The organism is Rhodococcus ruitaii (genome assembly GCF_055230935.1).
Genome location: NZ_JBUYWC010000002.1, coordinates 208,307 through 233,319 on the forward strand (window position 1 = coordinate 208,307; position 25,013 = coordinate 233,319).

The window sequence follows — 25,013 nt, forward strand, 5'->3', positions numbered from 1 at the left end:
TGTCAAGATCGAGGAATGCTGACGGTTCTGCTGTACGTGCTCGTCATCGTCGTCGTCGGCGCCGCGCTGTTCTTCGTGGCGAGCGTGGTGTTCGGGCGCGGTGAGGCGCTCGCGCCCATCCCGCCCGGCACCACCGCGACGGTCTTACCCGTGTTCGACGTGACGGGCACCGATGTGCGAGATCTGCGCTTCCAGCAGACGCTGCGGGGATACAAGATGGGCGAGGTCGACTGGGCGCTCGATCGGCTCGCTCGGGAGATCGACGAACTCAGGGCCCGGATCGACGAGTACGAGGGGGCCGAAGCCTTCGACAAGGACGCTCAGGTGTCCGCGAGGGGCGTGGAGTCCGAGGAAGTGGCCGAGACGGAAGAGAAACAGGATGCAGGAGATGGGGCCTCCTCATGAACGAGGACGCACGGGTCCGATGCCCCTGGGCGATCGACCGCCCCGGCGAGACGCTCTACCGCGACTACCACGACGCCGAGTGGGGACGGGAACTGCACGGGCGCGATGCACTGTTCGAGCGACTCGCCCTGGAGGCCTTCCAAGCGGGCCTTTCGTGGTTGACGATCCTGCGTAAGCGCGAGTGGTTCCGCGCGGCGTTCGACGGTTTCGACGTCGACGTCGTGGCACGCTACGACGATACGAAGATCGCCGAGCTGATGGCAGATGCCGGGATCGTCCGCAACCGGCTCAAAATCGAGGCGGTGGTATCGAACGCGCGAGCGGTGCTCGATCTGACCGGCTCCGACCTCGACACCTTGCTGTGGTCGTTCGCGCCGGTGCGGCGCGCCGAGCGGGTCGACTCCGCCGACCGAATCCCCACGATGACCCCGGAATCCACGGCGATGGCGCGTGAACTCAAACGCAGGGGCTTCCGTTTTGTGGGCCCCACCACGGCGTATGCCCTCATGCAGGCCACCGGGATGGTCGACGACCACATAGCGGAGTGTTGGGTGCGAACGGACGCTTGACCTGCTCGGCGTGGCCGTGCGCGGGAGTCCGCTGCCCAGCTGGGAGTGCGATAGGGAACAATGGTGGAGCGCGCATCGTCGACCGCGACGAGGCAACCACACGGTAACCCACGCGCCCGGAGGTCGGGTGCAGATTTGGAGGGAGCAGAGGATGGCGGCCATGAAGCCCCGGACCGGGGACGGTCCCCTCGAAGCAACCAAAGAGGGACGAGGAATCGTCATGAGGGTTCCACTCGAGGGCGGCGGGCGTTTGGTCGTCGAGCTCACGCCGGACGAGGCCGCGGCCCTCGGCGACGAACTCAAGAGTGTCACCAGCTGATCAGCGCCTCGTTCGACGTTTCCGGGTCTCGTGCTGCTGTATGTGCGCGGGGCCCGGTTTCGTACCGGTGGGATGCGCCGTGCGTCGTGGATGAAGGGAAGCCATGCTCGACTCGGTGATCGACCTCCTCGCGTGCCCGCACTGTGAATCCGCGATGGACCTCGACGACACAGCAGTGCTGTGCGAACGCGGCCACAGTTTCGACATCGCGCGGCAGGGATATGTCACGCTCCTGACCGGCGCGGCGACCCGGTTCACCGGCGACACCGCGGAGATGATCGCCGACCGCGCCACGTTTCTCGGGGCCGGCCACTACGACCCGATCTGCCGGACGGTCTCGGCTGCATGCGCGTCCGTCCCGTCCGATTCGGGTGTGCTCGAGGTCGGCGCGGGAACCGGCCACTACCTTGCATCCGTGCTCGACGCGATGCCAGGCTCCCGAGGCATCGGTCTCGACGTGTCGAAGCCGGCGGTCCGTCGTATTGCCCGGAGCCATCCCCGTACCGGTGCCGTCCTGGCAGACGCGTGGGCGCAGATTCCGGTGCGGTCCGGGACATTCGGGCATGTTCTGTCGGTGTTCGCCCCACGCAACGCGTCCGAGGTGCACCGGATCCTCGAACCGGGCGGGACACTCGTGGTGGCCACCCCGACCCCGGACCATCTGCATGAGTTGGTGTCGCTTCCCGGGATGGTCAGTGTCGACGAGCACAAGACCGACCGCTTGTCGGCCGCACTGTCCGGTCGGTTCGAGCGGCACGACCGCACCGAGGTTCGTTTCACGATGGAGTTGACCCGCGAGGCAACCGGCGCTCTCGTGGGGATGGGCCCGTCCGCCTTCCATCTCACCGCACAGCAACGCGCCGAGATGGTGGGAGTGCTACCCGACGGATTCGAGGTGACTGCGTCGGTGGTGGTGACGACGTGGGTTCGGCAGCCCGGCGAGGTCAGCGCCGGCTGATCGCGTCCTGGTACACGGCGAGAGTGTCGCGCGCGATCTGCTCCCACGAGAACTCGGCGATCGCTCGCGCACGCCCTGCCCGCCCGAATTCGGTCGCGCGCGTGGGATCGGCGGCGAGATCGTTGACGGCGTCGGCGAGAGCCTGCTCGTAGACCGCGGGTTCGTAGGAATTGTAGTGCACGAGCGTGCCGGTGACACCGTCCTGTACGACCTCGGGAATCCCGCCCACATCCGACGCCACCACGGCGGTCTCGCAGGCCATCGCTTCGAGGTTGACGATACCGAGCGGCTCGTATACCGACGGGCAAACGAACACCCTTGCAGCAGAAAGGATTTCGCGGATCGATTCGTGTGGGAGCATCTCCTGCACCCAGATGACGTTGCCCCGTGAACTCCGCAATTCGGCGACAGCCCGTTCGGTGTCCGCTGCGAGTTCGGGTGTGTCGGGCGCGCCTGCGCACAACACGAGCTGGATCTCGGGCGCGATGCGGTGTGCGGCGGCGATCAGATGACCGAGGCCCTTCTGCCGGGTGATGCGCCCGACGAACACGGCGATGGGCGCCGTCGGATCGACACCGATTGTCGGCAGCACCGATTCGGCATTCGGCGCGAGGGGGCCGGGATGCCAGACCGAAGTGTCGATCCCGTTGCGCACCACGTGGACGCGCGCCGGGTCGACGGACGGGTACGCGTCGAGGACGTCGAGCCGCATCCCGTCGCTGACGGCGATGACGGCGTCCGCGTAGTGCACGGCGTTCCGCTCGGACCACGACGAGATCCGGTACCCACCACCGAGCTGTTCGGCCTTCCATGGGCGCCGGGGCTCGAGCGAGTGAGCGGTGAGGATATGCGGGACGTCGTACAATTCGGCGGCGAGGTGGCCGGCCAGACCCGAGTACCAGGTATGTGAGTGGACGATGTCCGCACCGGCTGCGCCGTGTGCCATGCGCAGTTCCGCGGACAGCGTGGTCAATGCGGCGTTGGCACCGGCGAGGCCAGGGTCGGGGGAGTACACGATCGCGGTCTCGCGGGGTGCGCCCATGCAGTGCACGTCGACCTCGCACAGTCGCCGTAGTTGCTTCACGAGCTCGGTTACGTGAACGCCTGCGCCGCCGTACACCTCGGGCGGATATTCCCGTGTCATCATTGCCACCCGCACTGCATCAAACTATCCGGCCGTCGACGTTCCGGCCACTCGATCGCTGAATGCCGGGCACAACGGGACGCATGCGGCACCCGACCACGCGGGGCCTCAATCCTGCATGGCTGGCGGCATCATGGGAAGTGCGGATAGGTTGAGCGTGTGAGGAGCCAGCCACATGTGCTTGGAATCGTGCTCGCCGGCGGCGAGGGTAAGCGGCTGTATCCGTTGACCGCGGACCGCGCGAAGCCCGCGGTGCCGTTCGGGGGCGCGTACCGGCTGATCGATTTCGTGTTGAGCAACCTCGTCAACGCGGGATATCTACGCATTTGTGTGTTGACGCAGTACAAGTCGCACTCGCTCGATCGGCACATCTCCCAGACGTGGCGATTGTCCGGTTTCACCGGCGAGTACATCACTCCGGTACCCGCACAGCAGCGCCTCGGGCCACGCTGGTACACCGGGAGTGCCGACGCGATCCTGCAGTCGCTCAACCTCGTGTACGACGAGGACCCGGAATACATCGTGGTGTTCGGCGCCGACCACGTCTACCGGATGGATCCCGAGCAGATGGTGCGTCAGCACATCGAATCCGGTGCCGGCGTCACCGTCGCGGGTATCCGGGTGCCGCGCAGCGAAGCGTTCGCGTTCGGGTGCATCGACAGCGATGAGAACGGGTGCATCACGCAGTTCCTGGAGAAGCCTGCCCACCCGCCCGGCACTCCCGACGATCCCAACGTGACATTCGCCTCCATGGGCAACTACGTCTTCACCACCAAGGTGCTCGTGGAGGCGCTGCGGGCGGATTCGGAGAACTCGGACTCCGATCACGATATGGGCGGCGACATCATCCCCGCGCTCGTGGCGCAGGGTGCGGCGCACGTCTACGACTTCAACGACAACGTGGTTCCGGGTGCTACCGAACGTGATCGCGCCTATTGGCGCGATGTCGGAACGCTCGACGCATTCTACGACGCGCACATGGATCTCGTGTCCGTCCACCCCATCTTCAATCTGTACAACAAGCGCTGGCCGATTCGCGGTACCGCTGAGAATCTCCCGCCCGCGAAGTTCGTGCAGGGCGGTCTCGCGCAGGAGTCGATCGTCGGGGCCGGAAGCATCCTGTCGGCCGCGACCGTCCGCAATTCGGTGCTCAGCTCCAACGTCATGGTCGAGGACGGTGCGACTGTCGAGGGCAGCGTGCTGATGCCCGGGGTCCGGATCGGCAAGGGCGCAGTCGTGCGCCATGCGATCCTCGACAAGAATGTCGTCGTCGGGGACGGCGAGATCATCGGAGTCGATCTCGAACGCGACCGGCAGCGCTTCGCGGTGAGCAATGGCGGAGTCGTCGCCATCGGTAAGGGTGTGTGGATCTAGCTGGGCACGTGCACAGCGTTCAGCTCACGTGCACAGCGTTCAGCTCATGCGTACAGTGTTCAGCTCATGCGTACAGCGCACAGCAGTCCGTCGCCGAGGGGTAGCACCACTGGCGCCAGTCGATCGTCCTGAGAGATCGCGCGCGCGGCCTCACGCACAGCGAGCACCGTCGAGTCCCGCGCCGCCGGGTCGGCAACACGCCCGTCGAGCAGTGCGTTGTGCAGCACAATGACGCCCCCGGGTCTGAGCAGGCGTACACCCTCCCGGACGAAGTGTGGGTGATCCGCGGGGGTGGCGTCGACGAAGACGAGGTCGTATCCGGAATCTGCGAGGCGAGGCAGCACATCGAGTGCGCGGCCGTTGATCAGCCGGGTGCGGGAAGCGACCACCCCGCCGTCTCGGAACGTGATCTTCGCGGCGCGCTGGTGCTCCGGTTCGCTGTCGATGGTGGTGAGTACACCGTCTTCGCGTAGTCCGTGGAGCAGCCACAGACCGCTCACGCCGGCGCCGGTGCCGATCTCGACGACGGTGCGCGCGTCGAGCATGCGCGCGAACAGGGACAACGCTGCGCCTACGGACGGGGACACGGGTTCGGCGCCGAGATCGAGGGCGCGTTCGCGCGCGTTGGCGAGATCGTCGTCTTCGACGACGATATTCTCCGCGTGGGCCAGGATCCGGTCGGCATTGGTCTGCACCCTGATGAGGCTATCCGCGGAACCGCATCAACGCAGGCAGGCGCGCCCCAGAATCCCGCGTTCGTGGTTTCTCAGCTGACTTTCAGGGTACTCATACAGCGTCCACATCGCCGTGGTGAAAAGTGATGGTCGGATAGGCAACAGACCGCAGGCTCGACGATCGGGAAGCGTCGATCGGAAGACGACGAAGGGACGCGACGGGAAATAGTTCCCCGCCCCTGAGCGTTGAACACCGAAGAATCTGGTTTTCGATCAGCGGTCCCGAAGAGGAGGATCCACCGATCCACATGCAAAGATCCAACACCGTCCCCACCTCCGACGCGTTCGCGCCCACCGATGCCGACATGAGTGGCACAGCAGTGTTCGATGCTACAGGTGATCGTGCTGCCATGCCGTCATGGGACGAGTTGGTGCGTCAGCACGGCGACCGCGTGTACCGCCTTGCCTACCGTCTTTCCGGCAACGCACAGGATGCGGAAGATCTCACCCAGGACACATTCATCCGGGTGTTCCGGTCGCTGCAGGACTACCAGCCGGGCACTTTCGAGGGCTGGCTGCACCGAATCACCACGAACCTCTTCCTCGACATGGTGCGCCGCCGGAATCGCATCCGGATGGAAGCGCTCCCCGAGGACTACGATCGGGTACCGGCCCACGGGCCGAACCCCGAGGAGATCTACCACGACGCCCACCTCGGTGCCGACCTGCAGTCCGCGCTCGACTCGCTGGCACCGGAGTACCGTGCCGCAGTAGTGCTCTGTGACATCGAGGGACTCTCCTACGAGGAGATCGGTGCCACACTGGGGGTCAAGCTCGGTACGGTGCGTAGCCGCATCCACCGGGGCCGCCAGGCGCTGCGCGAGCACTTGCGCGAGCATGGGAAGGTCGAAGTCGGTCGCGTCGATGCGGGGTAGCCGCCAGGAGGATTTGATGACGATGGTGCAACCACCTCGCAGGTTCGGTTCTACAGAACACCTGGCCAGCGAAGCCGTTGCCGCGTTCGTCGACGGGGAACTCCGGATGTCGGCGTATCTCCGCGCTGCCCAGCACCTGTCCATCTGTGCCGAATGCGCGACCGAGGTCGAAGCGCAGGAACAGGCCCGCCGCGCGTTGCGGTCCGCGGCCCGTCAGGCGCCGTCGATGCCGTCGTCGCTCCTCGGGGCGCTGAGCAACATCCCCAGCCACCTGTGCGACAGGCCCACCACCGACCCCGCTCGTTCGTCGGGTGCGGGTGGTCCTTTCGGCGCCGGCACCCAGGATCCGTGGAGTGCCCCCCGTCGGTGGCCGATCCGCCGCCGTCGGTGACAGAGAGCAGGCGGTAGCAGCAGACACAGTGCAATCGGTGATACTGGGCTGCGTGACGGACCTACACGGGGGAGACGGACACGCGTGAGCGGCGATTCTGTGCAACGGACGGGTGTGCAACGTAACGGGCGAGGCGACACACTCGCCGACCACGACGCGGCAGCGCCGACCGACGATAAGCCCGACGCCGCGGCGGGTCGGCCGGACGCGGCATCCGGGGTGATCGAACGACCCGCGGACGCGCCGCGGCTCGAGCCACGGCCCGTGTACCGGCCCGCAGTCGACCCTGCCGCCGCGCAGGTCTTCGGTCGCCCTGCCGGTGCGTCCGGTTCCTTCGGCGTGAATCCACGAGACCGCACACCCGATCCACGGATCCAGGATGCGCCTCCGGCCGATCCGATCTTCGCCGAGGCCTACGGACGCCCCGCCGATGCCGTCGAGACTCTTCAGCGCCCGCCCGGTGAGGTCGACGACGAACCTGCCGAGCCCATCGATCCCGATCCGTGGCGCGATCCGGACTCGGCCGTGCGACTCGGCCCACCTATAGCGGACGCGGTCGACGACGAACTCCCGCCGGCCCGCAGACTGGCGCTCCGGGAAGTGCTCTTCGACCGTCGTGTCGAGCCCCGAGCCCTCGCGACCCTCGCCGCCGTCGCCGTTGTCATCGGAATGGTCGGTGGACTCGTTGTCGCGCTGGTGCTGTCCGAAGACGGATCACTGACCAGTCGCGGGGTGTCGCTGACGCAGGTCGCGGCAGGTGAGGACGTCCCGACCGGAACTGTCGCGCAGGTTGCCGACGCCGTGCTGCCCGCCGTTGTGTCGATTCAGGTCACGCTCGGCCAAGACGCCGGAACCGGATCGGGTGTCGTGATCGACGGTGAGGGTTACATCGTCACCAACAACCATGTGGTGTCGATGGCCGCCAACACTCCCGAAGCCAACGTGCAGGTGTCGTTCAACGACGGTACGAAGGTGCCGGCGTCGATCGTCGGGCGCGACATCAAGACCGACCTCGCGATCCTGAAGGTCGATGACGTGGACAATCTCGTCGTCGCCGAACTCGGCCGGTCGGAGGACGTCCAGGTGGGCGAGGACGTCGTCGCGATGGGGTCGCCGCTCGGACTGAACAAGACCGTTACTCGAGGCATCGTCAGTGCGCTGCACCGGCCCATGCGGTTGAACGGTCAGGGCACCGACACCGACGCTGTCATCGATGCCGTGCAGACCGACGCGGCGATCAACCCCGGTAATTCGGGCGGACCGCTCATCGACTCGGAAGGACGCGTGATCGGTATCAACTCGGCGATCAAGTCGGAGACGGGCGGCTCCGTCGGCCTGGGCTTCGCGATCCCGATCGACACCGTCACCGAGGTGGCACAGGCGCTCATCAGTGACGGCGTGATGCATCATCCCGAGATCGGCGTGAATGCCCGGACCGTCGTCAACGACGTCGCCAGCGGCGCCGAGGTGGCCAATGTGCAGCAGGGCAGCCCGGCGCAGCAGGCCGGCATCGTGGAGGGCGACGTGATCGTCCAGGTCGGCGATCGGGAGGTCACGAGCGCCGACGAACTCGTTGTCGCCGTACATCTGCAGGAGATGGGGCAGCCGATCAGCGTGCAGCTGGTGCGGGAGGGGCGCGTGGTCGACATAGAGGTCACCCCCGTATCGGACTGATCGCGATCGGGACGTGTGACGTCCGCTGCCGCTGCTGCAATTCTGCGTGGACCACGTAGTCTGGTGCGGTGTTCGGCAACATCGGTTGGGGCGAGTTCATGATCCTCCTCATCGCGGCCCTCGTGGTCCTCGGTCCGGAGCGGCTTCCGGGCGCGGTGTCGTGGGTGACCAAGTCGCTGCGTCAGGTCCGTGAGTACGCGTCGGGCGCGCGGCAGCAGCTCAAGGACGAACTCGGACCCGAATTCGACGACTTGCAGAAGCCGCTGTCCGATCTCAACCAGTTGCGTGGCATGACGCCGAAGGCAGTCATCACCAAACACCTGCTCGACGGCGACGACTCGATCCTCACGGGCAACTTCGATTCACCGTCGACACCGCTGTCCACCGGCGGCGGTTCGTCACCCAACGGATCGGCGTCGTCGCGGCCGAATATGTCGAAGCCGAGTGTGTCGAAGCCGCTCGCTCCGGGCGAGACCCCGCCGATCGATCCCGACGCGACGTAAGCCCGCCCGTCTTCGTCAGCTCAGAGGTGCCGCGTGGTGTCGATCCCCAGCGACATACCGGCCAGTCCGCGACGACGGACCGCGAGCTTGTCTGCGATCTCCCGCATCGCGGTCGCCGGCGCGGAATCGGGTGCACTGAGGACGATCGGCGTGCCCGCGTCGCCGGTTTCACGTACGGCCGGGTCGAGGGGGATCTGGCCGAGCAATGGCACGGTTGCTCCCACGGCGCGTGAGAGCCGTTCTGCGACCGCCTGGCCGCCACCGGTCCCGAAAACATCCATCTTGGTGCCGTCGGGCAATTCAAGCCACGACATGTTCTCGACAACCCCGGCGATGCGCTGCCGGGTCTGCAACGCGATCGACCCGGCACGCTCGGCGACTTCCGCGGCAGCCTGCTGGGGGGTTGTCACCACGAGGATTTCCGCGTTGGGGATCAGTTGTGCAACCGAGATCGCGACGTCACCCGTTCCGGGCGGGAGATCGAGCAGCAACACGTCGAGATCGCCCCAGAAGACATCGGCCAGGAACTGCTGCAGCGCCCGGTGCAGCATCGGACCGCGCCACACCACCGGGGTGTTCCCCTCGGTGAACTGGGCGATGGAGATCATCTTCACTTCGTGCGCGATGGGGGGCACGATCATCCGCTCCACCTGAGTGGGCTTCGCCGACGTACCGAGCATGCGGGGAATCGAGTGGCCGTAGATGTCGGCATCGAGCACACCCACCGACAGACCGCGCGCAGCCAGCGCCGCGGCAAGGTTGACGGTCACCGACGATTTGCCTACGCCGCCCTTACCGGATGCCACCGCGTAGACGCGAGTGAGCGACCCGGGTTGCGCGAACGGGATGACGGGCTCGGTGGAGTCGCCGCGAAGAGACTTCCGGAGAGCGGTGCGCTGCTCGTCGTTCATCACATCGAGTGTCACCCGGATCTCGCCCACACCTGCGACGTCGGCTACGGCTTTGGTGACGCGATCGCTGATCTCGGTGCGCATCGGGCAGGCGGCCGTCGTGAGATACACCTCGATGTCGACGCTGCTGTCGTCGCGGATACCGACGCTCTTGACCATTCCGAGGTCCGTGATGGGCTTGCGGATCTCGGGGTCTTGGACTCGTGCCAGCGCGCTTCGGACTTCGGACTCGAGGACTGCCATGGTCACCATGGTAGGTGGCGGTGGGTCAGTGGATTCGCGGCAGGTCGGCTGCGCTGGGTGAGACGCCGGTGGAGTAGGCGGCAGACCACGCCAGGACATTCGCAACGTAGGCCATCGAGTTGTTGTAGCGGTGGATTGCCTTCGTCGAGTGCGCAAGGTTGCGCATATCGAGGCCACCGTCGCACAGGTACCGCGCGGTGGTCAGCGTCGAGTCGTAGAGGTTCTGGGGATCGGCCTTGCCGTCGCCGTTGCCGTCGCCCGCGTACTGAGTCCATGTGCTGGGGATGAACTGCATCGGTCCGACTGCCCGGTCGTACACGGGATCGCCGTCGAGGGCACCGCCGTCGGTGTCGTGGATCACGGCCTGGCCGGGGAGGCTGCCGTTGAGCGGCAGGCCGATCACGGGTTCGTGCAGGTTGCCGAGATCGTCGGCCTGGCCGCCGTTGGCGTGCCCGGACTCGACGCGCCCGATTCCCGCCAGCAGTGTCCAGTACATGCCGCAGCCGGGATTCTCCTCGTTGATGATCCGTTCGGCGTTGACGTATGCATCGAAGTTGATGCCTGGGATCCCGAGGGGGCCTTCGTGGAGCACCTTGGGTTGAGGCTCAGGGTCGGGAGCAGCCTTCGGGGTGGGCGCGGCCGCGGGCTGCGGAGCGAGCATGACATTCTGCGCGACGGCGACGGCCTCCGGGATATCGACCGCGTGCACGGCTGCGGTGACCTCCCCGATGGGCGTCGTGGACGCCGTGTCTATGGGCGTCGTGGACGCCGTGTCGATGGGCGTCGTAGACGCCGCGGGGGTGGTCTCCTGCTGATGGATCCCGAGCAATGCGCGTGGAGATGCGCCCGCGGTGGTGGCGGCTGCAGCTACCAAGCCCACCGGCACCAACCCCGTCATGGCGATGACGGAATTGCGACGGATCTTCGAATCCAATGGCTTGGCGTGCCGGCCCACTGCTACCTCCCTCGGGCATCTCCTCGAGACGCCTCCGTTATATGGCCGAGACGACACTACAGGATTTGATGCGCTTCCGTTACTCAACCGTGATGTAACGCGAGCCGACGGATATCAGCGCGAGGAGCCGACGCCGGTGGTGGCATCACTTGAAAGCCCACGGTGGGGAGCGTGGGAGCCAGTCGGCCTGTTGCGGGAGATGGAGCTGCGCAGTTACGTGAATGTGATTTTAGTAACAATCAACCCTGGTGGGAATGTCCGACTCGGCGCGAGTGCGGTGCCCTCCTGGGTGGAGTGTCACTGCTCGCAGAGGGCAGGGACGAGACAGGGGATGTCCGGTAATTCGGGAATCGTCATCATGGGCAGTTCCGGCGCCGCCGGGTCGGTCGGCCCCGGCGCCGACTCGTCGGCCGTGCCGTGTGTGGCCGGAGCCGCCGCGTCCGCGGTGGGAATAGGAATGGCGGTCGGGGCGGGTTCGGCGGTCGGCGGCACCGCAGGGATCGTCGGCGCAACCTCGGCGCCCTTCTCGTAGGCCGCAGACCAGGTGCGCACATTCGCCAGATACTGAGGGGAAGGATCGAACAGGGCCGCCACCCGTGCCTCTCCGGCCTCGTCCCGTGCGGACGCGCCGTCTGCGCATGCCCACGCGCCCGCTGCGAGGGTCGCATCGAACACATTCTGTGGGTCCGTCACACCGTCGACGTTCCCGTCCGAGGGGAATCGCTCCCACACGCCGGTAGGAAGCTGCATCGGGCCGACGCGCCCGTCGGCTGTGGTCCTCGCTGTGGCGAGGGTGCCGAGGACGTCCGTGCGCCCGTTGTCGGCGTGATTCGATTCGAGTCGCCCGATCGCCGCCAGTAGGTGCCACGGCAGCCCGCATTCCGGCGAATTGACCGCGAGCTGCATCTCGGCCGCGCGGTATGCGTAGAACACGAGCTCTGGGATTGCGAGGGGGCCGTCGCCGAGAATGGCGAACCCGTCACCGGGCATCGCCGGTGGTGTCTGAGAGAGCGGATCGGCCTGGTCTTCGGTGGCCGAGGACGGGCTGCGCAGCGCTTGCGGAGCTGCCGGCTCGGCGGGCAGGATTCCCACATCGCGCGCGGCGGCGGTCTGTGTCGGTACGGGATCTGCGGAGGCTCCACTCGGGGCGGGCGCCGACGCTGTGGCGGCGAAACCTGCTGCCGCGAGCAACGGAACAACCAGAGTCGTCTGCCAGCGCACCCGAACACCCACCTTCGACCGAACTCGGATTCCACCTGTTGTGATGCACATTACAGAACCGGGTCGGTTTACGTGCAACCGGGCGTTGCGCCATTCGCTGCCTTCAGCGTCGCGGTGGTTTCGTCTGGCCGGTGCCGCCGTCGTCGCCGCTGTCGGCCTCGGTGATCAATGCTTTCAGGTCTTCGAGTTCTCGTCGCAGGTAGTCGCGTGTCGCAACCTCACCGACCGCGAGTCGCAACGCGGCAAGCTCACGGGCCAGGAACTCGGTGTCGGCCTTCGTCTGTTCGGCGCGTGTCCGGTCTTCCTCGAGCGACACCCGGTCGCGGTTCTCCTGGCGATTCTGAGCGAGCAGGATCAGCGGCGCCGCATACGCCGCCTGCGTCGAGAACGCGAGATTGAGCAGGATGAACGGATACGGATCCCACTGCAGGCCTACCGCGGTGATGTTGAGTGCGATCCAGACGATCACCACGATCGTCTGGATCGCCAGGTAACGGCCGGTACCGAGGAAGCGTGCGATCCGCTCGCTGACCCGCCCGACGGCCTCCACATCGAAGTTGACCCGGAACCGGGAGGTGCGGGGAGTCTCGAGCCGCTGCAAACCCAAGGGGTTGCGGTCACTCATCCTCTTCCTCCTCTTCACGCCAGTCCTCGGGCAGTAGATGGTCGAGCACGTCGTCGACACTCACCGCGCCGAGCAGGTGCTGCTCGTCGTCCACGACCGGCGCACATACCAGGTTGTACGTCGCGAAGTACCGGGTGACCGAAGCCAGGGAGTCTTCGGGGGCGAGTCTCGGGAGGTCGTTGTCGATGATCCCGCCGACGAGGCTCGCCGGCGGCTCGCGAAGCAATCGTTGCAGATGAACACACCCCAGATATCGACCGGTCGGTGTCGCGGTCGGTGGCCGCACCACGAACACCATCGATGCCAGCGCCGGGGTGAGATCGGGGTTGCGTGCGCGTGCGAGTGCCTCCGCGACCGTGGTTGCGGGAGTGAGCACCACCGGCTCCGGCGTCATCAAGCCACCAGCCGTATCGGGGGAGTGCTCGAGAAGGCGTCGGACGGGCTCGGAATCCTCCGGATCCATGCGTTGCAGGAACCACTCCGCGTCGGTCTCGGGCAGTTCGCCGAGCAGGTCGGCGACGTCATCCGGGTCCATGGCTTCGAGGACGTCGACAGCACGGTCGACCTCGAGGTGCTTGAGCAGATCCGTCTGGTCGTCCGCGGGCAGTTCCTGCACGATATCGGCGAGTCGTTCGTCGTCGAGCGCTGCGGCCACCTCGTTGCGACGCTTGATCGGAAGGTCCCGCAGCACGTTGGCCACATCCGCGGGACGCATGTCCTCGAATTGCAGGAGAAGCTGGGAGACGCCCTGGCCGGGTTGTGCAAGGGCCTGCTGGGTCAGGCCGTGAACGTGCTGCCATTCGACGATGTGCAGGGGCGCGCGGCGCGAGAGGCGTCCGCGGTGGCGTCGCACCGCAACGCGCGCTACCAGCCAGTCTCGGCTGCGGGTGAGTTCGATCCCCAGATCGACGACGGTGACGTCCACCCCGTGCAGGTTCGTGAGCTCCGGATCGTCGATCCGCACGCGGGAGTCCATCACCTGCGCGAGAGCGAGGACTTCGGACGGCCGCTGGTTGAATCTGCGCAGACTCACGTTGCCTGTGACGAGGGTGACCGAACCCGGCGCGATCGCAGTCACCCGCAACATCGGAACGAAGATCCGTTTCCGGGTCGGAAGTTCCACGACCAGACCGAGGACCCGCGGCTGCTGGCGGCCTATTCGGATGGTGAGTACGACGTCGCGGACACGACCGATCGATTCGCCGTCGGGGCCGAGTACGACCAGGCCGGCGAGCCTCGCCGCGAACACCTTGCTCACTGCTGCCAAGGGGCTACTCCCAAAATTTTCGGTGTCGGACGAGCCGAGCATAAAACGGCCCCGGCCGGTGTCGACGACACTGTTCCAGGGAGTTCCAGGGTCTCGGCCACCACGGAGAGGGCTACCTCACGAACCGTCAGGCTAGCGTAGGGCGCCCACAAGTTCGTCCGGCTCTTCCTCCGGCGACACCTCGCCTCCGCAGGAACGGTGAGGGTGGATGCGGGCCGGGCATCGGACTGTCCGAGGTTTCCCGGGAAAATTATCGGGAATACCCGATATGTACCGAATGTGCCGATGTGAGTGAGGAACACCGTGATGGGTGCGCAGTCACCGGGGAGGCGGCCGCACCGCGCAGCCGGAAGCGTGCCGCGGGTGATGCTCGATCGTGAGAAAGTGCACACGTGGGCATAGTCCCGCGTCGAGGAAATCGACGGCCACATCCAGTCGGTGTTCTCGACCGCCGAAAGGAGTGAACCCTGGACGTCTTCCTTCAGGCCGTGATCGTGCTTCTTCTCGTCAACGTTCTTCTCTGTCTTGTGCGGGTGGTACGTGGTCCGACCCCCGCCGATCGAGTGACAGGCGTCGTCCTGGCGGGCACGACCGGTGCGGCGATACTCGTCATCGTTTCCGTCATCCCCGAACTGCCCATCATCCGTGAGGATTCCCTCGTTCTCGTGGCACTTGCACTGGTCGTCTCGGTGTCTGTGATCGCAGCGGCGCGAAGCGTGGTGTGACGACGATGGGTACCGACGTTCTCACGGTTGCGTTCATCGTGGTGGGACTCGGATTCTTCACCGCGGGAACAATCGGTCTCCTCCGCTTTCCCGACCTGTCTTGCCGGTTGCACGCATTGACGAAGGCCGACACCCTCGGACTCGGCTTCGTCCTGCTCGGGCTGGCCTTTCAGGTCGACGGGCCGTGGTCGGTCGCGAAGCTGTTCGTGATCTGGCTGTTCGCGCTCGTCGCAGCAGCGCTTACGGCGACGCTTCTTGCGGGCGAGGACGGTGAGCGCCCGTGATGCCCGCCGACCTGTTCGATATCGCAGTCGGTGTCACGGTGCTGCTCGCCGCGGTGGTGGCGGTACTCGTCCGGGATCGCTTGACCGCCGTGGTTGCGTTCGTTGTCCTCGGCGGGTTGTTGGTGCTGCTGTGGAATCTGGAAAGAGCGCCCGACATTGCGTTGGCAGAGGCAGCAATCGGCACTGGCGTGACGTGCGCGTTGTTCGTCGATGCCGTGATGCGACGTGCCCCGCCGGAACCGGTTGAACGAGCTGGTCTTTCACGGGCACGGGCAGTGCTGTTCGCTGCCACCGGGCTGCTGTGTGCGGTGATCACGATCGGGTTGGCGAGCGCCGCGGTCTCCGCAGCCGACGCTGGGAGTCCGTCGTTGCCGAGTGTCGTCGCGGACACCATGGACGATACCGCCACTGACCATCCGGTCACCGCGGTCCTCCTCGACTTCCGCTCGTACGACACGTTGCTCGAAGTGACCATCGTACTGGTCGCCGTCGTGGGTGGGCTCATGCTCGCCGACCGGTCTGTTCGCCCCGCCGCTTCGTCGGATCCGGGCCCGGTCGTAGAACCGTCGATGCGCGACGCAATGAACCTGCTGGCGCCGATCCTGACCCTGCTCGCCGCGTGGGTGCTGTTTGCGGGCACCTACCGACCGGGCGGAGCATTCCAATCCGCTGCGGTGCTCACCGGTGCAGCAATCCTCACGATCCTCACCGGCCGTCGACTCACCGTGCTCGACGGCGTCGGCGGTCGCATTGCTGTGAGTGTGGGCGTCATCGTGTTCCTCGCCGCAGCGGCGTGGGGTGTGCTCGCCCACGGCACGTGGTTCGCGATGTCCGGCCCATCGGCCACTGCCGTGACCATCGGCGTCGAAGTCGCCCTGATGCTGGCCATCGCTGCTGCGCTCACTCTGCTCTTCCTGTCGATCGGGCGTGGTTTGGGGCGGGTAGGAGACCGGCGATGACAGCAACCGAGTGGTACCTGTGGGTGGGCTCCGCCCTCGTCGTTCTCGGTTTGGGTGCCACCTTGCTCGGGGCCGATCGAATTCGCCGACTTGTGGCCCTGAACGTCGCATCGGCCGGGACGCTGGTGATCCTGCTGGCAGTGGCCGGACGCACTGATCCACCGGACCCGATCCTCCATGCGTTGGCTCTGACCAGCATCGTCATCACAGTGGCCATGACCGGGCTCGGAATCGTCCTCACTCGTCGGCTCGACGAACTCGCCGACTCCGACGAGGCGGACAGTCCATGATCGATGCGAGTCTCGTCCTGCCCACCGTTGTCTTCGCGCCACTGCTCTCGGCCACCATCGCGATCATCATCCCTGCGCGGTTCCGGCGCTGGGCAGGTATTGTCGGCGCCGCTGTCACCGGGGCGCTCGTAGCTGTCATGGTTGCCTTCGTCACGGGCTCGGGAACGATCACCTCGACGCTCTCCGGGCGTCCCGCGCCCCTCGGTATCGCGCTCCGCGCAGACGGAGCGAGTGCGATCTTTCTGCTCACCGGCGCAGTCGTCGGTGCCGCTGTATCGCTCCACGCGTTTCTGTATCCACGTTCCACCGGCGACACACCCTGGTTCTGGCCGCTCTGGCTGTTGGCGTGGACCGGCCTCAACGCCGTGTTCGTCACCGGCGACCTGTTCAACACCTACGTCGCCCTCGAAATCCTCGCTCTCGCAGCCGTGGCCCTGGTAGCGCTGGGCGGGCGGGCGTCGTGGGCAGCAGCGTTCCGCTATCTGATCATCGCGGTAGTGGGATCGCTCCTGCTCCTGCTCGCCGTCACCCTCGTCTACGCGGCTGCCGGCACCCTCGATATCGTCATGGCAGGCGAGATCCTCGCTGCCGACGACACCGAATCGTATGTGCGTTGGGTGCTCGCACTCTCCACAGCAGGTATGGCACTCAAGACTGCGGTGTTTCCCGTGCACGGATGGTTGCCCGGAGCGCATTCGTCGGCGCCGGGCGCCGTGAGTCCTCTGCTCTCGGCTCTGGTGGTGAAAGCGTCGTTCTACGTCCTGACGCGCATGTGGTTCGACGTCACCGGGCCCGACGCCGCCGTCGCTGTCGTCCTTGGGGTTCTCGGCTCGGCTTCGGTGCTGTGGGCCGGACTGCTCGCACTACGTCAGAGCCGGCTCAAACTGGTGGTCGCGTACTCGACGATCTCCCAGATCGGTTACCTCTTCCTCCTGTTCCCCCTCACCGTTGCAGCCGGAGACGACGACACTCTCATCCGCGCCGCGTGGGCCGCGACCGCGCTGTTCGTTGCGGGACACGCTCTGAGCAAAGCGTCGCTGTTCCTGGTGGCGGGCACCCTCAAAGATGCGGCCGGCTCCGACCGGTTATCCGATCTCAGCGGGATCGGCGTACGCACACCCCTCGCAGCAATGACCGCCGGTCTCGCGTCGATCGGTCTCGCCGGATTGCCGTTCTCTCTCGGGTTCGTCGCCAAGTGGCAGCTGATGTCGGTTGCGGTGCGTGTCGATGCATGGTGGTGCATAGCGCTCGTCATCGTCGGCAGTGTGCTCGCCGCCGCATACCTGCTCCGCCCGATCCAGGTGATGCTCGAAGACGATGACGGTGCGCACACTGTTCCCACGCCCCCGGCGTGTGCCGCGGTGGCGCCGGGGGTGCTTGCACTGTTGTCGGTGGGTGCCATGGCCGTGGCGGGTCCGCTGGAAAGGCTGGCCGTCGTGGGATGGGCAGGTGGGCCATGAACTCCGGGGGTACCGAGACCGTCCATTCGATCATGCCGCTGGTGCCGATATTGGTGTCCGTGATCCCTGCGGCCGTGATCTTCTTCCTCGGAGAAAACCGGGTACGGCTCCGCTCCGGGCTCAATCTTGTGGCTGCGGTTCTCAAGATCGCTCTGGTCGCGGCGTTCATCCCCTCTGTCCTCGCCGGGATGCGACCGGAGTGGAGCGTGCCACTGCTGCCCGGTATCGACCTGGTGCTTCGTGTCGAGCCATTGTCTCTGCTGTTCGCCGGATTATCCGCTGTCCTCTGGCTCCTCACCACCATCTACGCGATCGCCTACCTGGAAGGTCGCCCCAACCGCAGCCGATTCTTCGGCTTCTTCGCCTTGTGCGTCACCGCGACCGTCGGCATCTCGTTCGCCGGCAACCTCGTCACGTTCCTGCTGTTCTTCGAAATGCTCACGCTGGTGACCTACCCCCTGGTCGCGCACACCGGTAATGTGCCGGCACTGCGCTCTGCGCGCGTGTACCTGTTCTACACGCTGGGCGGTGGCCTCAGCCTGCTCACCGGCATCGTGTGGTTGACCGCCCTCGTCGGCGACGTCGACTTCGCCGAAGGCGGTGCGGAGGTGGTCGCCGATCTCGCGGCACGAGAACCTGCGGCGGCCACCGCGATCTTCGTCCTCCTCGTGGCCGGGGTGGGTGTCAAAGCAGCACTGTTCCCGCTACACGGGTGGTTGCCGCGCGCAATGGTGGCACCGGCACCGGTCAGTGCTCTCCTGCATGCCGTCGCCGTCGTCAAAGCCGGAGTCTTCGGCATGGTACGGATCATCGACGACGTGTACGGGGTGCAGGTTGCTGCCGACCTCGGTGTTCTTGCGCCGCTCGTCCTGCTCGCCGCGTTCACCATCATCTTCGGGTCCGTGCAGGCTCTGAGGCAGGACGACCTGAAGAAGCGGCTGGCGTATTCGACGGTCAGTCAGATCTCATACATCACCGTCGGCATCGCCATGGTCAGTGTCGTCGCGACAACCGGTGCACTCGCGCATCTGATCCACCAGGGGCTGATGAAGATCACCCTGTTCTTCTGCGCGGGTTTGTTCGCTGAGGTCCTGGGCGTCAAGAAGATCTCCGAACTCCCGGGTCTGGGAGCCCGGATGCCATGGACGTGCGCAGCCTTCACGATCGGCGCCTTCGGCATGATCGGCCTGCCGCCCATCGCCGGGTTCGCCTCCAAGTGGTACCTCGGCCTCGGCGCACTCGACTCCGGCCACGGCTGGGTCCTCGGAATTCTCGTGCTCAGCGCCCTTCTGAACTGTGCGTACTTCCTTCCACCGGTGTACTCGATGTGGTTCCGTGAACCCGAACACGAACAGGTTGCCGACCAGCGCCGCGTCCGCCCGGTGATCGAGGCACCACCGGCGCTGTTGGTGCCGGCTGTGGCCACCGCCATCATGGCGGTTCTCGTGGGTACCCTCGCTGCGGCTCCCTTTTCGCCGCTCTCGATGGCGAAGCTCATCGCAGAGGAGGCATTTCTCGGATGACAACTCTGTGGGCACTGATGTTTGCGCTGCCAATCGCGGCGGCTGTGTTTCTGTTCGCCGCGCCGGCCCGCGCCCGCAGCGGACAGTCCGCGGACGGCAAGGATGATCGGTTCACCGACGCGGTTCTGAAAGTCGCACCGCTGACGGTGCTGCCGGCATTGCTGACCACCCTCATCCCCGGCGCCGACACGTTCCCGGTCGTCTCGGCGAACTGGTTGCTCCTGGGCAGTCACCTGCACATGGACACCGCGGCGCGGTCGTTGCTGCTGGTCACGGCTCTGCTCTATTTCGCTGCCCTGATCGCGGTCGACTGGACGAATGCGGATCGGCGACGGGAGCTGAGCGCCTTCCTGCTGACGTGTTTCGTGGGCAACATCGGCGTGTACCTCGCCGCAGACACCGTCACGTTCTACCTGTCGTACGTGGTGATGAGTTTCGCCGGTTACGGACTTGTCATCAATAGCCGCAAGGCCTCCGCGCGGCGGGCCGGGCGGGTCTACATCGTCCTCACTGTGCTCAGCGAAGGCGCGGTACTGGCCGCGCTGCTGCTCATCACTTCAGCGGGTGGCCTGCTCGTGCGCGACGCGCCGACCGCGGCAGCGGACTCACCGTACACGGTCCTCATCGTCGTGCTCCTGCTGTTCGGTTTCGGGGTGAAGGCCGGTGTGCTCCCGGTACACGTATGGTTGCCGCTCGCGCATCCCGCGGCACCGCCTGCGGCGAGTGCAGTGCTGTCGGGTGCGATGGTGAAGGCCGGATTGGTCGGCTGGCTGCGGTTCCTGCCGCTCGGAGAGAATCCCCTTCCGGCAGCGGGCACGGTGCTCGTCGTGGTGGGGCTCGGAGGCTCGGTCGTCGCGCTCGTCGTGGGTGTGCTGCAGAACGACCCTAAGGTGGTCTTGGCCTACTCCACCATCAGTCAGATGGGGTTCCTGGCCGCCGTCGTCGGTGTGGCTGCAGCCGAACCGGAATTGGCCACCGCATGTTTCAGTGCCGCAGTCGCATACGCAGTGCATCACGGTCTCGCCAAAGGAGCGTTGTTCCTTGGCGTTCCGGTATGGAAACACCACGCGGTCGGCGCACGGAAATGGCTGGTGATCTCCGGTCTTGTCGGCGCGGGGCTGGCGGTGGCCGGTGCTCCGTTGAGTTCCGGGTCGGTCGGCAAGTACGCCGCAAAGTCGGCCGTGGACGGCCACGAGGTGTTCGGCGTCGACCTCACTCTGTTGCTGCCGTTCGTGGCCACCTGCTCGACGTTGCTGCTGCTGAGATTCGGCGCGCTGCTCTTACGCGCACCACACACGTCGAGGCCGCGTGGCGACGCCGAACTCGGTGCGTGGCTGCTGCTCGTTGCGGCGGGCATCGTCGTACCGTGGGCCATCACCGAGGTGTGGTTACCGGCGAGTGCTGTTCCCGGTCTTGACGCCGTCACCTTCTGGGAAGCCGCGTGGCCGATCGTGCTCGGCGTCGGCATCGGCGGTGTTGCATTCTTCGCCGGTCACCGACGGTTGCTACCCGAAGAATTGGTCCGTGCAGACGGCACCGTCATTCCTCCCGGGGATCTGGTGGTCCTCGAGATACGCGCGGCTCGGTCCGTGCACGTTGCCGGTGTCACGTCCGCGCGCTACCTGAGCGATCGTCGTACAGAGACACCCCGGCGGGTGCTGGCCCGCGCAGGCTCTGCATTCGGGCGGGCGGTGGACGGCGGCGAGAACGTCGTGCTGTCGCGGTTCGGCAGCGGCGTCGTGTTGCTGGTGATCATCGTGGTCGTTGCCCTCGTGGGGGGGACACCATGAGATACGTGATCTCGGCGCTCCTCCGGTTCATCGGCTTCTTCCTTCTGTGGCAGGTGCTGGCCGAGGGTGCGGTGCAATACCTGCAGTACGGGCTTCCCGTCGCGTCGGCCTGCACTGTGCTGAGCCTATGGATCAGCCCACCTGTCATCCGTCCCTACAGACGACGAATCTGGGAAATTCCCTCGTTGCTCGTCTGGTTCGTCCTCCAGATTCTTCTCGGTGGCGTGGATGTCGCGCGCCGCGCACTGCATCGGCGGGTCGACGTCGACCCGCATGTGCTGATAGTCGACGTCGACCTTCCCGACGGGATGGTGCGACGCATCTGCATGGGCATGTTCAACCTCATGCCCGGGGCGCTGGTGCGCCGTGACCTCGGCAACCGCGTAGAGATCCACGAACTCGCACCCGACCTCGACGCACGAGGGTCGTGGGGGGAACTCTCACGGAGATTAGGGCGGATCGCCGGAACGGCCGCGTGACGCGACGGTGCCCGCTGTGACTGCGGCAAATGGGTGCTGCATCCCGGCCAGATCGACGCTGCGAACGAGGTGTTCAGTCCTCGGCAGGAGGACTACGACAAGGCCGAGATGATCCTCGACGCCTACGAATGGCACACCTCCGCGGGAGCACGTGGTGCCGCGATGCTCGGCGATGAGATGATCGACGAGGCGAGCCGCAAGATGGCCCTCGTCATCGTCGCGAAAGGTCGTGCAGCCGGTATGGCACGCACCACGTCGTTCGAGCCGCCGCAGTAGCCAGCTGTTCGCCGTCTGCGTTTCGAATCCCGGCAGAATGGACTGAGATGCGAAAGCCGCGTCTCAGGGAGCCGAGACGCCGCCCGGCACTCGAGAAGGAGTCAGAATGACGAACCCCATGGGAGCCGGACGCCCGGCTCCAGGCCTCCCGGAACCGCCGAGCGGATGGCCGGTCGGCTCGTACACGACCTATGCCGAAGCGCAACGCGCCGTCGATCATCTTTCCGAGCAGAACTTCTCCGTCGAGGACGTGACGATCGTCGGGGTCGATCTCATGCAGGTCGAACGCGTCACCGGGCGATTGACGTGGGCAAAGGTGATCGGTGGCGGCATCGTCTCCGGTGCCTGGCTGGGTGTGTTCTTCGGATTGCTCCTCGGGATCTTTTCCACCGACTTCCTCGGTCCGCTCATCGTGGGTCTTGTCGGCGGCATCATCTTCGGGTTGATCTCGGCGACGATCCCCTACGCGGCGACACGTGGGCAGCGCGACTTCTCGTCGACGATGCAGTTGGTTGCCAGGCGCTACGACGTCCTGTGCAATCCGCGCAGTGCAGAAAAGGCTCGCGACCTGCTCGCGAGACTTGCTCTGTAGCCCACTCACCGGCGAGGACAGGTCATCCTCGCGCGCCGGCGGCATCGAGGTGCCGCAGCACCGCGACTACCCGCCGGTCGGAGTCGTCGCCGACCTGCAGGCCGAGCTTGGCGAAGATACTCCGGATGTGCTTGTGGACGGCGTTCTCGGTGACGAACAACCGAGTCGCGATCGCACCGTTCCCGAGCCCCTCGGCCATCACGGCGAGGACCTGGCGCTCGCGACCCGTCAGGTCGGCGAGTCGGTCGGCGGCGCGTTGCCGGGCGAAGAGCTGGGCGACCACCTCGGGGTCGATCGCGGTGCCGCCGCCAGCGACACGGTGCAGGGCCTCGATGAAGGTGTTCACCCGCCCGACGCGTTCCTTGAGCAGATACCCGGTGCGATGAGCACCGTTTGCGAGTAGTTCGGTGGCGAAGCTCTGTTCTACGTATGCGGACAGCACCAGGACAGCGAGCTCGGGATGAGCGGCCCGTGCCGCGGCGGCCGCGCGAATGCCTTCGTCGGTGTGAGTCGGCGGCATCCGGACATCGACTATTGCGACGTCGGGGCGATGATATTCCACAACGTCGAGCAACCCGTCCGGATCACCCACCGCGGTGACAACATCGAGGCCCTCGCCGCGCAGCAACAGCACGAGTCCTTCCCGGAGGAGCGCGTCGTCCTCGGCCACCACTATTCGCATGGGATCACCGCCGTCACTGTTGTCGGCCCACCGGCCGGGCTGTCCACCTGCAACGTCCCATCATGCGCCTCCACGCGCCCACGAATCCCGGTGAGGCCGGATCCCGGTCCGACAACCGCACCTCCGGAGCCGTTGTCTCTGATCTCGACGACGAGCGTGGTGCCCCGCCGTTGCACTTGCACATAGGCGCGTTGTGCACCGCTGTGGCGGGTGGTGTTGGTAAGTGCCTCGGCCACCGTGTAGTAGGCGATCGCCTCGACGGACACGGGACAGCGGGGGGAAACTTGTGTGTCCACCCGGGTTTCGACGGGACACTGCGCCGCCAGGGCCGACAATGCGCCGGGCAATCCCTCGGATTCCAGAACCGGCGGCAGAATGCTCCGCACCACCGAGCGCAGTTCCGCGAGGGCGGCTTCGGCGCTCATCTGGGCACGCTCGAGGAGGGGATCGGCGCTGGCGGGATCCCGGGCCAGAGCCTGGCGGGCCGCGCCGGTGAGTACGGCAACTGTCACGAGCCGATTCTGCGCGCCGTCGTGAAGTGCCCGCTCGATCCGCCGCAATTCCACGGCATGAGCGTCGAGCGCTGCGGCTCGTGTCGCCGTCAACTCGGTGACCCGAGCCGACAGGTCGATGTCCGGGTGCGGAGCCAACCATCGGATGCCGGAAGCCATCTGCGCCCGGAGAAGAAACGGGGGCAAGACAAACCATAGGAGTGCCCAACAGAGACCGGTGACGATCGCCCAACGCGCATCAGCCCATGAATCGATTGTCACCAGACCGCCGAGGATGGTCGCACCACCGGGTGGAGCAAGGTGCCACCACAGAGGAGCACTGAGTTCCTCCACTGTATTCGACAGCAGTTCCAACGGCAGGAGGCCGACGATGAGGCCCCACGTTGCATGGACGCACAGCCATGCGATGTCCCGCCGGGAGGCAGGGTCGGAGCGCAGGACTCGCCATGCTTCTCGCCACTCGGTGGGAACGCGATCGTACGGTGACGGGACAGCGATGCCGATCGCGGCGAGCCGCCGGCGTTCCAGATCTGCGATCCACCGGATACCGGACAGTGCCGGCGCGAGCAGATACACCCCGACACCCACCACGCAGAGCATAGCGACCAGGATCGAGGCGATCATGCCGAGTAGCGCCAGGGCAGCGGTGCCGGCTCCGAGCACCAGCCATTTTGTCGCGATGCCCGCCCGCTTGGCCGCTGCACCTGCGTTCTGGCGCAGCGCAGTCCGCCGAGACTCGGTACCGGCTGTCACGCTTCCTCCTCGAATCCTCGCCTGGAGGTGTGGGTGTGCCGACGGTAGGCCCTGTACTCGTGCGCCGTCCATGCGGGTGCGCAGAAGTACAGCCTGCTGTACCGGAAGCGGGTAGCCGACGGGCTGTCAGGGTGGCGAGGCAGCTCATAGCGTCGAGACCAGTGAACGAACAACGGCGCTGCGCAATGCTCGCGGCCTCGGCTCATGGAGGAGGCATCGTGGACGACCCGTACGGCATCCGACCGAACCACGGATCCGGGATACTGGAGTCGCGTTCGACAGCGGACACACGATCGATCGGAACGCCGCGCGACCGCGCAACGGGTGCGCCGCGCGACCGCGCAACGGGTGCACTGTGGGCTGCGGTCGCGGTCTTCGTCGGACTGAACGCGGTGTCCTCGATCGTGAATCCCGACAGTGTCCTGTTCTCGCTGGCATTCGGGATCCCCGCCGTTCTCTGCCTCGTGGTGCTGGTGGCACGCTATCTGGGGCGGCGACGCTCGTGAACATCGCAGTGGCG

General features: G+C 66.1%; 28 protein-coding genes and 1 pseudogene. 20 read left to right on the forward strand and 9 right to left on the reverse strand.

Going from position 1 to position 25,013, the window contains the following annotated elements; all coding sequences use genetic code 11:
• The first annotated feature begins 15 nt into the window (after positions 1-15).
• The 4 genes from ACZI8W_RS02045 to ACZI8W_RS02060 all read left to right on the forward strand — a co-directional run bounded on the left by ACZI8W_RS02045 (position 16) and on the right by ACZI8W_RS02060 (position 2,251).
• Positions 16-405: a DivIVA domain-containing protein gene (locus ACZI8W_RS02045; RefSeq protein WP_463366811.1), complete on the forward strand. Its 390-nt coding sequence runs from the start codon at positions 16-18 to the stop codon at positions 403-405.
• Positions 402-974, forward strand: coding sequence for a DNA-3-methyladenine glycosylase I (locus ACZI8W_RS02050; protein WP_463366812.1), 573 nt, complete (start codon positions 402-404; stop codon positions 972-974). The genes ACZI8W_RS02045 and ACZI8W_RS02050 overlap by 4 nt, the downstream gene beginning before the upstream one ends.
• 151 nt (positions 975-1,125) lie before the next feature.
• On the forward strand, positions 1,126-1,293 hold the full coding sequence (locus ACZI8W_RS02055) for a DUF3117 domain-containing protein (RefSeq protein WP_011211259.1): 168 nt from the start codon (positions 1,126-1,128) through the stop codon (positions 1,291-1,293).
• Positions 1,294-1,396: 103 nt separating this feature from the next.
• Positions 1,397-2,251, forward strand: a complete 855-nt coding sequence (locus ACZI8W_RS02060; RefSeq protein WP_463366813.1) for a putative RNA methyltransferase — start codon at positions 1,397-1,399, stop codon at positions 2,249-2,251.
• Here the strand turns inward: ACZI8W_RS02060 and glgA are convergent.
• Entirely contained in the window at positions 2,238-3,410 is a 1,173-nt protein-coding gene (gene glgA, locus ACZI8W_RS02065) for a glycogen synthase (RefSeq protein ID WP_463366814.1), read from the reverse strand. The two genes, ACZI8W_RS02060 and glgA, sit on opposite strands and share 14 nt — an antisense overlap.
• Before the next feature lie 144 nt (positions 3,411-3,554).
• Here glgA and glgC point away from each other — a divergent pair, with 144 nt between their 5' ends.
• On the forward strand, positions 3,555-4,769 hold the full coding sequence (glgC, locus tag ACZI8W_RS02070) for a glucose-1-phosphate adenylyltransferase (protein WP_463366815.1): 1,215 nt from the start codon (positions 3,555-3,557) through the stop codon (positions 4,767-4,769).
• A gap of 59 nt (positions 4,770-4,828) precedes the next feature.
• On the opposite strand, the gene ACZI8W_RS02075 is transcribed toward glgC, so the two are convergent.
• On the reverse strand, positions 4,829-5,464 hold the full coding sequence (locus ACZI8W_RS02075) for an O-methyltransferase (protein WP_463366816.1): 636 nt from the start codon (positions 5,462-5,464) through the stop codon (positions 4,829-4,831).
• Between the two features lie 287 nt (positions 5,465-5,751).
• Here ACZI8W_RS02075 and sigE point away from each other — a divergent pair, with 287 nt between their 5' ends.
• The 4 genes from sigE (at position 5,752) to tatB (ending at position 8,946) form a co-directional block, all read left to right on the forward strand.
• Complete coding sequence (sigE, locus tag ACZI8W_RS02080) at positions 5,752-6,378, forward strand: RNA polymerase sigma factor SigE (protein WP_463366817.1); 627 nt, start codon at positions 5,752-5,754, stop codon at positions 6,376-6,378.
• A gap of 16 nt (positions 6,379-6,394) precedes the next feature.
• Positions 6,395-6,769: a zf-HC2 domain-containing protein gene (locus tag ACZI8W_RS02085; protein ID WP_463366818.1), complete on the forward strand. Its 375-nt coding sequence runs from the start codon at positions 6,395-6,397 to the stop codon at positions 6,767-6,769.
• A gap of 219 nt (positions 6,770-6,988) precedes the next feature.
• Positions 6,989-8,443, forward strand: a complete 1,455-nt coding sequence (locus tag ACZI8W_RS02090; RefSeq protein ID WP_463367034.1) for a S1C family serine protease — start codon at positions 6,989-6,991, stop codon at positions 8,441-8,443.
• Between the two features lie 68 nt (positions 8,444-8,511).
• Positions 8,512-8,946, forward strand: a complete 435-nt coding sequence (gene tatB, locus ACZI8W_RS02095) for a Sec-independent protein translocase protein TatB (RefSeq protein WP_463366819.1) — start codon at positions 8,512-8,514, stop codon at positions 8,944-8,946.
• A gap of 20 nt (positions 8,947-8,966) precedes the next feature.
• Here the strand turns inward: tatB and ACZI8W_RS02100 are convergent, their stop codons facing one another.
• The 5 genes from ACZI8W_RS02100 to ACZI8W_RS02120 all read right to left on the reverse strand — a co-directional run bounded on the left by ACZI8W_RS02100 (position 8,967) and on the right by ACZI8W_RS02120 (position 14,168).
• Positions 8,967-10,100 (reverse strand): Mrp/NBP35 family ATP-binding protein, encoded by a 1,134-nt coding sequence (locus tag ACZI8W_RS02100; RefSeq protein ID WP_463366820.1) that lies wholly within the window; start codon positions 10,098-10,100, stop codon positions 8,967-8,969.
• A 25-nt stretch (positions 10,101-10,125) separates the two neighbouring features.
• On the reverse strand, positions 10,126-11,055 hold the full coding sequence (locus ACZI8W_RS02105; protein ID WP_463366821.1) for a lytic transglycosylase domain-containing protein: 930 nt from the start codon (positions 11,053-11,055) through the stop codon (positions 10,126-10,128).
• 297 nt (positions 11,056-11,352) lie between these two features.
• Positions 11,353-12,276: a lysozyme family protein gene (locus ACZI8W_RS02110; RefSeq protein ID WP_463366822.1), complete on the reverse strand. Its 924-nt coding sequence runs from the start codon at positions 12,274-12,276 to the stop codon at positions 11,353-11,355.
• Between the two features lie 103 nt (positions 12,277-12,379).
• Positions 12,380-12,901, reverse strand: a complete 522-nt coding sequence (locus ACZI8W_RS02115) for a DUF1003 domain-containing protein (protein ID WP_463366823.1) — start codon at positions 12,899-12,901, stop codon at positions 12,380-12,382.
• On the reverse strand, positions 12,894-14,168 hold the full coding sequence (locus tag ACZI8W_RS02120) for a magnesium transporter MgtE N-terminal domain-containing protein (RefSeq protein WP_463366824.1): 1,275 nt from the start codon (positions 14,166-14,168) through the stop codon (positions 12,894-12,896). The genes ACZI8W_RS02115 and ACZI8W_RS02120 overlap by 8 nt, the downstream gene beginning before the upstream one ends.
• 488 nt (positions 14,169-14,656) lie before the next feature.
• Between ACZI8W_RS02120 and ACZI8W_RS02125 the strand changes: the two genes are divergently transcribed.
• From ACZI8W_RS02125 to ACZI8W_RS02170, 10 genes and pseudogenes are all read left to right on the forward strand, one after another.
• Complete coding sequence (locus tag ACZI8W_RS02125) at positions 14,657-14,893, forward strand: hypothetical protein (protein WP_463366825.1); 237 nt, start codon at positions 14,657-14,659, stop codon at positions 14,891-14,893.
• Positions 14,894-14,898: 5 nt separating this feature from the next.
• Complete coding sequence (locus tag ACZI8W_RS02130) at positions 14,899-15,177, forward strand: cation:proton antiporter (RefSeq protein ID WP_463366826.1); 279 nt, start codon at positions 14,899-14,901, stop codon at positions 15,175-15,177.
• Positions 15,177-16,136 carry a hydrogenase subunit MbhD domain-containing protein gene (locus ACZI8W_RS02135; protein ID WP_463366827.1) on the forward strand — a complete coding sequence of 320 codons (960 nt, stop codon included), beginning with the start codon at positions 15,177-15,179 and terminating at the stop codon, positions 16,134-16,136. Before ACZI8W_RS02130 ends, ACZI8W_RS02135 begins: the two co-directional genes overlap by 1 nt.
• Positions 16,133-16,426, forward strand: coding sequence for an NADH-quinone oxidoreductase subunit K (locus ACZI8W_RS02140; RefSeq protein ID WP_463366828.1), 294 nt, complete (start codon positions 16,133-16,135; stop codon positions 16,424-16,426). Before ACZI8W_RS02135 ends, ACZI8W_RS02140 begins: the two co-directional genes overlap by 4 nt.
• Complete coding sequence (locus ACZI8W_RS02145; RefSeq protein ID WP_463366829.1) at positions 16,423-17,886, forward strand: complex I subunit 5 family protein; 1,464 nt, start codon at positions 16,423-16,425, stop codon at positions 17,884-17,886. Before ACZI8W_RS02140 ends, ACZI8W_RS02145 begins: the two co-directional genes overlap by 4 nt.
• Positions 17,883-19,409, forward strand: a complete 1,527-nt coding sequence (locus ACZI8W_RS02150; protein WP_463366830.1) for a proton-conducting transporter transmembrane domain-containing protein — start codon at positions 17,883-17,885, stop codon at positions 19,407-19,409. The genes ACZI8W_RS02145 and ACZI8W_RS02150 overlap by 4 nt, the downstream gene beginning before the upstream one ends.
• A complete protein-coding gene (locus ACZI8W_RS02155; RefSeq protein WP_463366831.1) occupies positions 19,406-21,199 on the forward strand; it encodes a proton-conducting transporter transmembrane domain-containing protein in 1,794 nt (597 codons plus the stop codon). The genes ACZI8W_RS02150 and ACZI8W_RS02155 overlap by 4 nt, the downstream gene beginning before the upstream one ends.
• A 5-nt stretch (positions 21,200-21,204) precedes the next feature.
• A complete protein-coding gene (locus ACZI8W_RS02160; RefSeq protein WP_463366832.1) occupies positions 21,205-21,678 on the forward strand; it encodes a Na+/H+ antiporter subunit E in 474 nt (157 codons plus the stop codon).
• A 24-nt stretch (positions 21,679-21,702) separates the two neighbouring features.
• A pseudogene (locus tag ACZI8W_RS02165) lies at positions 21,703-21,954 on the forward strand (CoA ester lyase); the annotation flags it as partial.
• Positions 21,955-22,060: 106 nt separating this feature from the next.
• Positions 22,061-22,546, forward strand: coding sequence for a YflT domain-containing protein (locus ACZI8W_RS02170; protein WP_463366833.1), 486 nt, complete (start codon positions 22,061-22,063; stop codon positions 22,544-22,546).
• Between the two features lie 22 nt (positions 22,547-22,568).
• On the opposite strand, the gene ACZI8W_RS02175 is transcribed toward ACZI8W_RS02170, so the two are convergent.
• Positions 22,569-23,228 carry a response regulator gene (locus tag ACZI8W_RS02175; protein WP_463366834.1) on the reverse strand — a complete coding sequence of 220 codons (660 nt, stop codon included), beginning with the start codon at positions 23,226-23,228 and terminating at the stop codon, positions 22,569-22,571.
• The gene (locus ACZI8W_RS02180) at positions 23,219-24,493 is read right to left on the reverse strand and encodes a sensor histidine kinase (RefSeq protein ID WP_463366835.1); all 1,275 of its coding nucleotides are present in this window, start codon (positions 24,491-24,493) and stop codon (positions 23,219-23,221) included. The genes ACZI8W_RS02175 and ACZI8W_RS02180 overlap by 10 nt, the downstream gene beginning before the upstream one ends.
• A gap of 218 nt (positions 24,494-24,711) precedes the next feature.
• Between ACZI8W_RS02180 and ACZI8W_RS02185 the strand changes: the two genes are divergently transcribed.
• A complete protein-coding gene (locus ACZI8W_RS02185; RefSeq protein WP_463366836.1) occupies positions 24,712-24,999 on the forward strand; it encodes a hypothetical protein in 288 nt (95 codons plus the stop codon).
• The last annotated feature ends 14 nt before the right edge of the window (positions 25,000-25,013 follow it).

What these genes read in the sequence shown, in the direction of transcription:
- ACZI8W_RS02045 (WP_463366811.1), top strand. Translation starts at nt 16, where the DNA reads ATGCTGACGGTTCTGCTGTACGTGCTCGTCATCGTCGTCGTCGGCGCC.
- ACZI8W_RS02050 (WP_463366812.1), top strand. Translation starts at nt 402, where the DNA reads ATGAACGAGGACGCACGGGTCCGATGCCCCTGGGCGATCGACCGCCCC.
- ACZI8W_RS02055 (WP_011211259.1), top strand. Translation starts at nt 1,126, where the DNA reads ATGGCGGCCATGAAGCCCCGGACCGGGGACGGTCCCCTCGAAGCAACC.
- ACZI8W_RS02060 (WP_463366813.1), top strand. Translation starts at nt 1,397, where the DNA reads ATGCTCGACTCGGTGATCGACCTCCTCGCGTGCCCGCACTGTGAATCC.
- sigE (WP_463366817.1), top strand. Translation starts at nt 5,752, where the DNA reads ATGCAAAGATCCAACACCGTCCCCACCTCCGACGCGTTCGCGCCCACC.
- ACZI8W_RS02085 (WP_463366818.1), top strand. Translation starts at nt 6,395, where the DNA reads ATGACGATGGTGCAACCACCTCGCAGGTTCGGTTCTACAGAACACCTG.
- ACZI8W_RS02100 (WP_463366820.1), bottom strand. Translation starts at nt 10,100, where the DNA reads ATGGCAGTCCTCGAGTCCGAAGTCCGAAGCGCGCTGGCACGAGTCCAA.
- ACZI8W_RS02115 (WP_463366823.1), bottom strand. Translation starts at nt 12,901, where the DNA reads ATGAGTGACCGCAACCCCTTGGGTTTGCAGCGGCTCGAGACTCCCCGC.
- ACZI8W_RS02130 (WP_463366826.1), top strand. Translation starts at nt 14,899, where the DNA reads ATGGGTACCGACGTTCTCACGGTTGCGTTCATCGTGGTGGGACTCGGA.
- ACZI8W_RS02135 (WP_463366827.1), top strand. Translation starts at nt 15,177, where the DNA reads ATGCCCGCCGACCTGTTCGATATCGCAGTCGGTGTCACGGTGCTGCTC.
- ACZI8W_RS02140 (WP_463366828.1), top strand. Translation starts at nt 16,133, where the DNA reads ATGACAGCAACCGAGTGGTACCTGTGGGTGGGCTCCGCCCTCGTCGTT.
- ACZI8W_RS02145 (WP_463366829.1), top strand. Translation starts at nt 16,423, where the DNA reads ATGATCGATGCGAGTCTCGTCCTGCCCACCGTTGTCTTCGCGCCACTG.
- ACZI8W_RS02150 (WP_463366830.1), top strand. Translation starts at nt 17,883, where the DNA reads ATGAACTCCGGGGGTACCGAGACCGTCCATTCGATCATGCCGCTGGTG.
- ACZI8W_RS02155 (WP_463366831.1), top strand. Translation starts at nt 19,406, where the DNA reads ATGACAACTCTGTGGGCACTGATGTTTGCGCTGCCAATCGCGGCGGCT.
- ACZI8W_RS02170 (WP_463366833.1), top strand. Translation starts at nt 22,061, where the DNA reads ATGACGAACCCCATGGGAGCCGGACGCCCGGCTCCAGGCCTCCCGGAA.
- ACZI8W_RS02175 (WP_463366834.1), bottom strand. Translation starts at nt 23,228, where the DNA reads ATGCGAATAGTGGTGGCCGAGGACGACGCGCTCCTCCGGGAAGGACTC.